Source organism: Micromonospora sp. NPDC052213 (assembly GCF_040679695.1).
Classification (GTDB): Bacteria; Actinomycetota; Actinomycetes; order Mycobacteriales; family Micromonosporaceae; genus Micromonospora.
On record NZ_JBFAVI010000215.1, the window covers coordinates 1 to 9,956 of the forward strand.

Genomic DNA, 9,956 nt, shown 5'->3' on the forward strand with positions numbered 1-9,956 from the left:
GCGCAAGGACCGGCCCGAGGGGCACGCCCTGCTGGCGGCCCTGGCCGAGCTGCACGTCCACGGCGTCCCGGTCACCTGGGCGCAGTGGTTCGCCGACACCGGCGCCACCCGGGTCGACCTGCCCACGTACGCCTTCCAGCGGCAGCGGTACTGGCCGGAGGCCGGTGCCGGCTGGACCGGGGACGTCACCGCGGTCGGCCTGCGCCCCGCCCAGCACCCCCTGCTCGGCGCGGCCGTCGGGGTCGCGCACGCCGAGGGTTTCCTGTTCACCGGCCGGCTGGCCCGGCGTACCCACCCGTGGATCTCCGACCATGTCGTGTTCGACACCGTGCTGCTGCCCGGCACCGGCTTCGTCGAACTCGCGCTCCAGGCCGGCGCGCACGTCGGGGCGGACCACGTCCGGGAACTGACCCTGGAGTCGCCGCTGATCCTGCCCGAGACGGGCGGCGTCGACATCCAGCTCTGGATCGGACCGGCCGACGAGACCGGCTGCCGCTCGGTGTCGCTGCACTCCGCCCCGGACGGCGAGCCGACCGACAGTCCCGGCGAGCGCGCCTGGACCCGCAACGCCAGCGGCGTGCTGGCCAGCGGGCCGGCGGTGCCCAGCGGGCCGCCCGGCTGGTCCGACCTCACCGCCTGGCCGCCCCCCGGCGCGACCGAGGTCGCCACCGACGACCTGTACGTGAACCTCGCCGCCCAGGGCTACGACTACGGCCCGTCCTTCATCGCGCTGCGCTCCGCCTGGCGGCGCGGCGAGGACCTGTTCGCCGAGCTGACGCTGCCCGAGACCCCCGCCGCCGAGGCCGGCGGGTACGGCCTGCACCCGGCGCTGCTCGACGCGGCCCTGCACACCCTCGGGCTCACCACCGCCACCGGCCAGCCGTCGGCGGACATCCCGCCCGGCTACGGCCGGCTGCCGTTCTCCTGGAACGACGTCGCCCTGCACGCCGCCGGCGCGGCGGCGGCCCGGGTCCGCGTCACGCACACCGGCACCGACAGCATCTCCCTGCTGCTGGCCGACGTCACCGGTGCCCCGATCATCTCCGTCGGCTCCCTCGTCCTGCGTCCCGTCTCCGCCGACCAGCTCCGGGTGGCCGGGGGCGGCGGCACCGAGTCGCTGTTCCGGATCGAGTGGGCGCCGCTCGCCCCGACCGCCGCCCCGGCGACCGCCGGCTGGGCGGTGGTCGGCGCCGACGCCGGCCTCACCGACGCGCTCGTGGCCGGCGGGACGGCCGCGGCGGCGTACCCCGACCTGGACGCCCTGGCCGCGGCGCTGGACGACGGCGCGGACGCCCCCGGCGTGCTCGTCGTGCCCCTCCTCGAACCGCCCGGACCGGACGACCTGCCCCGCGCGGTCGCCGAGACCACCCACCGGGCGCTCGACGCGCTCCAGCGGTTCCTCGCCGACGACCGGTACACGGACTCCCGCCTCGTGGTGCTCACCCGGGGCGCGGTCGCCACCGCCCACGACAGCGACCTGACCGACCTGGCCGGCGCCGCCGTGATCGGCCTGCTGCGCTCCGCCCAGTCGGAGAACCCCGACCGGTTCGTGCTGGTCGACGTCGACGACGTGGCCGGTTCCGCCGCCGCGCTGGTGCCGGCGCTCGCCACCGACGAGCCGCAGGTCGTCATCCGGTCCGGCGTCGCCGCCGGAGCCCGGCTCACCCGGGTCCCCGCCCAGGCCGAGCCGCCCGTCGCGCCGTTCGACGGCGAGGGGAGCGTCCTGATCACCGGCGCCACCGGCACCCTCGGCCAGCTGATGAGCCGGCACCTGGTCACCACCCACGGCGTCCGGCACCTGATCCTCACCAGCCGGCGCGGCCGGTCCGCCGCCGGGGTCGCCGAACTCTGCGCCGACCTGGAGGCCCTCGGCGCGACCGTCACCGTCGCCGCCTGCGACGTCGCCGACCGGAACGCCGTCGCCGAGCTGCTCGCCGGCATCCCGGCGGAACACCCGCTCACCGCCGTCATCCACGCCGCCGGCGTCCGCGACGACGGCACCATCCCCTCGCTCACCCCGGAGCGGATGGACGCCGTGCTGCGGCCCAAGGTCGACGCCGCCTGGAACCTGCACGAGCTGACCGCCGACCTCGACCTGAAGGCGTTCGTCTCGTACTCGTCCCTCGCCGCCACCGCCGGCGGCCCCGGCCAGGGCAACTACGCCGCCGCCAACGCGTTCCTCGACGGCCTGGCCCACCACCGCAAGGCGCACGGCCTCGCCGCGCTCACCCTCGCCTGGGGCCTCTGGGCCGACCGCAGCGGCATGACCACCGAGCTGGACGACGTCCACCTCAACCGGATCTCCCGCTCCGGCGTCGCGGCGATGGAGGCGGAGGAGGGCCTCGCGCTCTTCGACGCCGCCTGCCGGACCCCCGACGCCGCGCTCGTCCCGGCCCGCCTCGACCTGGCCGCGATGAAGGTGCAGTTCGCCGGCGGCAGCGTCCCGCCGCTGTACCGCGCGCTGATCCGCACCCCCGCCCGCGCCGCCGCCGTGACCACGGGCGCGTCCCTCGTCCAGCAGCTCGCCGCCCTCGGCGACGCCGACCGGCTCGCCGCGCTGGTCGAGATCGTCCGGGGCCAGGCCGCCGCCGTGCTCGGCTACCCCGACCCGACCGCGATCGAGCCACGGCGGGCGTTCAGCGAGTTCGGCTTCGACTCGCTCACCGCCGTCGAGATGCGCAACCGGCTCAACAACGCGTTCGGCATGCGGCTGCCGGCCACCCTCGTCTTCGACTACCCGACCCCGCACGACCTGGCCGCCTTCCTGGGCACGGAGATCGCCGGCACCCCGGTCCCGGTCCGGCCCGCGACCACCACCGTCGCCGTCGGCGACGACGAGCCCCTCGCGATCATCGGCATGGCCTGCCGGCTGCCCGGTGGGGTGTGGTCCCCGGACGACCTGTGGCGCCTCGTCGCCGACGGCGTCGACGCCATCACCGACCTGCCCACCGACCGGGGCTGGGACCTGGACGGGCTGTACAGCCCCGACCCCGACGCCAGCGGGACGTTCTACGCCCGCGGCGGTGGCTTCCTCAACGGCGTCGACCGGTTCGACTCCGACTTCTTCGGCATCAGTCCGCGCGAGGCCCTCGCCATGGACCCCCAGCAGCGGCTGCTGCTGGAGACCACCTGGGAGACCTTCGAGTCCGCCGGCATCGACCCCGCCGCCGCGCGCGGCAGCAGCACCGGCGTGTTCGTCGGCACCAGCGGACAGGACTACGCCAACCTGCTCGCGTACGCGCCGGAGGGCACCGAGGGCTACGCGCTGACCGGGCTCACCAGCAGCGTCATCTCCGGCCGGGTGGCGTACACGTTCGGGCTGGAGGGGCCGGCCGTGTCGCTCGACACCGCCTGCTCGTCGTCCCTGGTGGCCCTGCACTGGGCCGGGCAGGCGCTGCGGCGCGGCGAGTGCGACATGGCCCTCGCCGGCGGCGTGATGGTGATGGCCACCCCTACTGCCTTCATCGAGTTCTCCCGGCAGCGCGGCCTGGCCGCCGACGGGCGGTGCAAGTCGTTCGCCGCCTCCGCCGACGGCACCGGCTGGTCCGAGGGTGTCGGCATGCTGCTCGTGCAGCGGCTCTCCGACGCCCGCCGGCAGGGCCGCAAGGTCTACGCCGTGGTACGCGGCTCCGCGATCAACCAGGACGGGGCGTCGAACGGGCTGACCGCGCCGAACGGCCCCTCGCAGCAGCGGGTCATCCGGCAGGCCCTCGCCAGCGCCCGGCTGTCCACGGCCGACGTGGACGTGGTGGAGGCGCACGGCACCGGCACGACGCTCGGTGACCCGATCGAGGCGCAGGCGCTGTTGGCGACGTACGGGCAGGACCGGCCCGCCGACCTGCCGCTGCTGCTGGGGTCGATCAAGTCGAACATCGGGCACGCGCAGGCCGCCGCCGGCGTCGCCGGAGTGATCAAGATGGTGCAGGCCATGCGGCACGGGATCGTGCCGGCGAGCCTGCACGTGGACGAGCCGTCGCCGCACATCGACTGGTCGGCGGGTGCGGTGGAGCTGGTGACGGAGGCGACGCCGTGGCCGGCGGTGGACCGGCCGCGTCGGGCGGCGGTGTCGTCGTTCGGCATCTCCGGCACGAACGCGCACGTCATCATCGAGCAGGCCGACGAGACCGAGCCGCCCGTGGACGCCGCCCCGGGGCTGGTCGCCTCGGACGTGGTGGTGTGGCCGGTGTCGGCCCGGTCCAGGGCTGCCCTCGCCGGGCAGGCCGCCCGCCTCGCCGCGTACGCGCGGGAGCACGGCGACCTCGACCCGGCGGCCGTCGGCTGGTCCCTGGCGACGACCCGCGCGATCCTCGACCAGCGCGCCGCCGTCGTCGGCGCGAGCGTCGAGGAGCTGCTCGCCGGCCTGGAGGCCGTCGCGGCGGGTTCCCCGGCCGGTAACGCGGTCACGGGCACGGCGTCGGGTCACGGCGCGGGTCCGGTGTTCGTGTTCCCGGGCCAGGGGGCGCAGTCGGCGCGGATGGCGGCCGGGCTGGTCGGCCGGACGCCGGTGTTCGACGCCAGGCTCGCGGAGTGCCAGCGGGCGCTGGCTGCCTACCTCGACGTGGATCTCGTCTCGGTGTTGACGGGTGAGGACGAGTCGTGGTTGGACCGGGTGGAGGTCGTGCAGCCGGTGTTGTGGGCGGTGGGTGTCGCCCTGGCGGCGGTGTGGCGGCACGTGGGTGTGGTGCCGCAGGCGGTGGTCGGTCACTCGCAGGGTGAGATCGGTGCGGCGTGTGTGGCGGGGATCCTGTCCCTCGATGATGCGGCGAAGACGGTGGCGTTGCGGTCGCGGGCTCTCGCCGTGCTGCGGGGGACGGGGACGATGGCGTCGGTGGACCTGTCCGCCGAGGCGGTCGCCGCCCGGCTGGCCGCCTTCCCCGGCGTGGGGGTGGCGGCGGTGAACGGCCCGTCGACGGTGGTGGTGTCGGGGCCGCCGCAGCCGGTGGCCGACCTGGTGGAGTCCTGCCAGGCCGACGGTGTGCGGGCGCGGTTGATTCCGGTGGACTACGCGTCGCACTCGCCATCCGTGCAGGAGGTCGCCGAGCAGCTTCGTGCCGACCTGGCCGACGTGCGGCCGCAGCCGGGTCACACCCGTCTGGTGTCGACGTTGACCGGCGACTGGGTCGAGCCGGAGAGCATGACGGCGGACTACTGGTACGAGAACCTGCGGCGGACGGTCCAGTTCGACGCGGCTGTCCGCGTCGCGATCGCGGCGGGTCACACGACGTTCGTGGAGATCTCCCCGCACCCCGTGCTGACCATGCCGGTCACCGCGATCCTGGACGACACCGGCACTACCGGGTACACACTGGGCAGCCTGCGTCGGGGTGACGACGACCCGACGCGGCTGCTGACCAACCTGGCCACCGCGCACGCGATCGGCCTGCCCGTCGACCTGACGAAGGTCCTGACGGGGACCGACACCGTGCCGTTGCCGACGTACGCCTTCGACCACCAGCGGTACTGGCTCGACGCGCCCGCGCACCGGGTGCAGGACGTCGCCTCCGCGGGCCTCCAGGACGCCGGACACCCACTGCTCAGTGCCGCGCTGACCTTCCCGGACAACGAGCGGATGGTCTTCACCGGGCGGCTGTCGGTGCGTACCCACCCCTGGCTGGGCGAGCACCGGGTGATGGACAACATCCTGCTGCCCGGCACCGCCTTCGTGGAACTGGCCACGTACGCCGGGGAACAGGCGGGCTGCCCGAGGCTGGAGGAACTGACCCTGCTCGCCCCGCTCGTCCTGCCCGAGCTCGGCGCCCTCCAGGTCCAGCTCCTGGTCGGCGACCGGGACGACGACGGCCGGCGCGGCGTCCAGCTCTACTCCCGGCCGTACCGGGACGGCTCGGACGAGATCCTGGCCGACGTCGCCTGGACCTGCCACGCCACCGGCCTGCTCGGTCCCCACCCGGCCGACGGCGGCGCGCCCGCCTTCGACCTGGGGGTGTGGCCGCCGCCCGGCGCGACCCCTGTCGACTCCGGCAGCTTCTACGCCGGCATCGAGGCGACCGTCTTCGGCTACGGCCCGGCGTTCCGCGGCCTGCGCGCCGCGTGGACGCGGGGTGACGAGGTCTTCGCGGAGGTGGAGCTGCCGGCCGACCACCACAGCGAGGCGGGCCGGTTCGGCGTGCACCCCGCGCTGCTCGACGGCGCCCTGCAGGCCATGTCGATCGGCGGCTTCCTGGGCCGGATGGGCGACGGCGCCGACGCCAGCGTCCCCCGGCTCCCGTTCGCCTGGACCGGGGTCACGCTGCTGGCCGCCGGGGCGACCGCCCTGCGCGTACGCGTCGCCGCGGCCGGCGAGGTCGGGGTGTCCTTCCAGGTGGCCGACGCCACCGGCGCCCCGGTCATGCACGTCGACTCGCTGATCATGCGCCGGGTCTCCGGCGACTCGCTCGGCGCGGCCCGCTCCGGCCGGCACGAGTCGCTGTTCCAGGTGGACTGGCCGGCGCTGCCGCTGCCCACCAGCCCGGTGCCGGCGGCCACCCGGTGGGCGGTGCTCGGCGGGGACGACCTCGCCCTCAGCGCCGCCTGCGAGGCGGCCGGCGCGCGGGTGCGTACCGACGTGGACCTGGACTCCCTCGGGGACCTGCTCGCCGGGGGCGAACCCGCGCCCGAGGCGGTGATCGTCCCCGTCGGCGGGGCCGGCGACCCGACCGACCCGGCGCTGGCCGGGCAGGCGCGGGCCACCACGCACCGTACGCTCGCGGGGCTGCGGACCTGGCTCGCCGACGACCGGTTCGCCGAGTCCCGCCTCGTGCTGGTCACCCGCGACGCGGTCGCGGCGGGGGAGCAGGACGCGGTGAACCTGCGCCAGGCCCCGGTGTGGGGTCTGCTGCGCACCGCCCAGCTCGAACACCCGGGCCGGCTGCAACTGGTGGACCTCGACGACGACCAGGACAGCGCGGCGGTGCTGGCCGCCGCGATCGCCTCGGGCGAGCCGCAGCTGGCCGTGCGGGCCGGGCAGGTCCGCACGCCGCGCCTCGGGCGCGTCCCGGCCGGGGTGGAGCTGCTGCCCGGCGGCATCGACCCGGACGGCACCGTGTTGATCACCGGCGGCACCGGCGTGCTGGGTCGTCTCCTGGCCCGGCACCTCGCCACCGCCCACGGCGTGAAACACCTGCTGCTCGCCGGGCGGCGCGGCGCGAGCGCCGAGGGCATCGACGACCTCGTCGCCGAGCTGGCCGCCGCCGGTACGGCGGTGACCGTCGCCGCCTGCGACGCCGCCGACCCGGACGCCCTGGCGGCGCTGCTCGCCGGGGTGCCCGCCGAGCGCCCGCTCACCGCCGTCGTGCACGCCGCGGGCGTCCTCGACGACGGGGTGCTGGAGTCGATGACCCCCGACCGCCTCGACGCCGTCGCCGTGCCGAAGATCGACGCGGCGTGGCACCTGCACCGGCTCACCCAGGGCATCGACCTCGCGGCGTTCGTGCTCTTCTCCTCGGCGGCGGCCACCCTCGGCAGCGCCGGCCAGTCGAACTACGCGGCGGCGAACGCCTTCCTCGACGCCCTCGCCGCACACCGGCGGGCCCGGGGGCTCGCGGGCATCTCCCTGGCGTGGGGCCTGTGGGAGCAGGCCAGCGGCATGACCGGTCACCTGGGCGACGCGGACGTGCGGCGGATGGCCGAGCAGGGCGCCGCCGGCCTGTCCACCGAGCAGGCGCTGGACCTCTTCGACGCGGCGTGGCGGCTGGACGCGGCGACCGTCGTACCGATGCGGCTGGACGTCGGAACGCTGCGGACGCAGGCCGAGTCCGGGTCCCTCGGCCCGATGCTCCGGGCTCTGGTCCGGGTGCCGCTGCGGCGCTCCGTCGACGCGGCAGGTGGCCGCACCGGCGGAGTGCCGCTCAGCCAGCGGCTGGCCGGCCTGGCCGGGCCGGAACGGCTCAAGGTGGTCCTCGACGTGGTCCGGGCGAACATCGCCGCGGTCCTCGGCCACGCCGGCGCCGACGCGATCGACCCCGGCCGCCTCTTCACCGACCTGGGTTTCGACTCGCTCACCGCCGTCGACCTGCGCAACCGGCTCAACGGTCTCTCCGGGCTGCGGCTGCCGGCGACGCTGGTCTTCGACTACCCGACACCGACGGCGCTCGCCGAGAAGCTGACCGGCGAGATCGCCGCCGACGCGGCGCCCTCCACCCAGCCCATCTTCCAGGGCATCGACGCGGTGGAGAGCCTGCTCACCACGATCCCGCTCGACGTGGCGGCCCGGGACCGGTTCACGGCCCGGATGCGGGACCTGCTGGCCAAGGCGTCCGACCTGGCCGCCGGGCCCGCCGTCGAGGAGGACCGGCCCGACCTCGAGTCGGCCAGCGACGACGAGATCTTCGACTTCATCAGCAAAGAGTTTGGAATCTCCTGAGATGACCGACTTCTGGATCGAGGAAGGCGCCACGCGATGAGCGACGACAAGCTTCGGTACTTCCTCAAGCGGGTGACCGCCGACCTGCACGACACCAAGCGGAAGCTGCAGACCGTCGAGGCGCGCGAGCAGGAACCCCTGGCCATCGTCTCGATGAGCTGCCGCTTCCCCGGCGGCGTCCGGTCGCCGGAGGACCTCTGGGAGTTGGTCGTCGAGGGCCGGGACGCCCTCACCGAGTTCCCGGACGACCGGGGCTGGGACCTGGAGGGCCTGTACGACCCCGACCCCAACAAGCCGGGCAAGAGCTACACCCGGGTCGGCGGCTTCCTCGACGGGGCCGGCGACTTCGACCCGTCCCTGTTCGGCATCAGCCCCCGCGAGGCACTGGCGATGGACCCACAGCAGCGGCTGCTGCTGGAGACGTCCTGGGAGGCCATCGAGCGGGCCGGCATCGACCCGCTGTCGCTACGCGGCAGCCAGACCGGCGTCTTCGTCGGGCTGAGCACGTCCAACTACGGGATGGGCCTGTCGTACGTGCCCGAGGGCGTCGACATGTACCTCGGCACCGGCAACACCACCAGCGTCGCGTCCGGCCGGATCTCGTTCACACTCGGCCTCAACGGGCCGGCCGTCACCGTCGACACCGCCTGCTCGTCGTCCCTGGTGGCGCTGCACCTCGCGGCGAACGCGCTGCGCCGCCGCGAGTGCGACCTGGCCATCGCCGGCGGCGTCACCGTGATGGCCACCCCCGGCGTCTTCATCGTCTTCTCCCGGCAGCGCGGCATGTCCGTCGACGGACGGTGCAGGGCGTTCGCGGCCGGCGCGGACGGCACCGGCTGGGGCGAGGGCGGCGGCGTGCTCGTCGTGGAGCGGCTCGCCGACGCCGAGCGCAACGGCCACCCGATCCTCGCCGTCATCCGGGGCAGCGCCCTCAACCAGGACGGCGCCTCCAACGGCCTCACCGCCCCGAACGGCCCGTCCCAGCAGCGGGTCATCCGGCAGGCCCTCACCAACGCCCGGCTCGGCAGCGCCGACGTCGACATGGTCGAGGCGCACGGCACCGGCACCACCCTCGGCGACCCCATCGAAGCGCAGGCGCTCATCGCCACGTACGGGCAGGACCGCCCCGCCGACCGGCCGCTGTGGCTCGGCTCGGTGAAGTCGAACATCGGCCACACCCAGAGCGCGGCCGGCGTCGCGGGCATGGTCAAGATGGTGATGGCGGTGCGCAACGGCGTCATGCCGGAGACCCTGCACATCGACGAGCCGTCCCCGCACGTGGACTGGTCCGCGGGCGCGGTGTCCCTGCTCACCGAGGCCCGGCCGTGGCCGGAGCTGGGCCGGCCGCGCCGTGGCGGCGTGTCCTCGTTCGGGGTGAGCGGCACGAACGCGCACGTGATCGTGGAGGAGTACCGGCCCGGCGTCGCCGGCCCCGAGAGCGTGGACGGGGAGGCGGCCGTCGAGTCGGCCCGCCGGCCCGGCCTGATCGCGTCGGACGTGACCGTCTGGCCGGTGTCGGCGCGGTCGAAGGCGGCGCTGGCGGGTCAGGCGGCTCGGCTCGCCGCGCACGTCCGCGAGCGTGGCGACGTCGATGTGG

At 75.3% G+C, this 9,956-nt stretch carries 2 protein-coding genes; both read left to right on the forward strand.

The window, feature by feature from the left end; translation table 11 throughout:
* The coding region (locus AB0L34_RS30650; protein WP_363708780.1) for an SDR family NAD(P)-dependent oxidoreductase at positions 1-8,359 on the forward strand (8,359 nt) is incomplete at its 5' end.
* Between the two features lie 36 nt (positions 8,360-8,395).
* Positions 8,396-9,956 (forward strand): beta-ketoacyl synthase N-terminal-like domain-containing protein (locus AB0L34_RS30655; protein ID WP_363708782.1); only part of this gene is annotated, 1,561 nt, incomplete at its 3' end.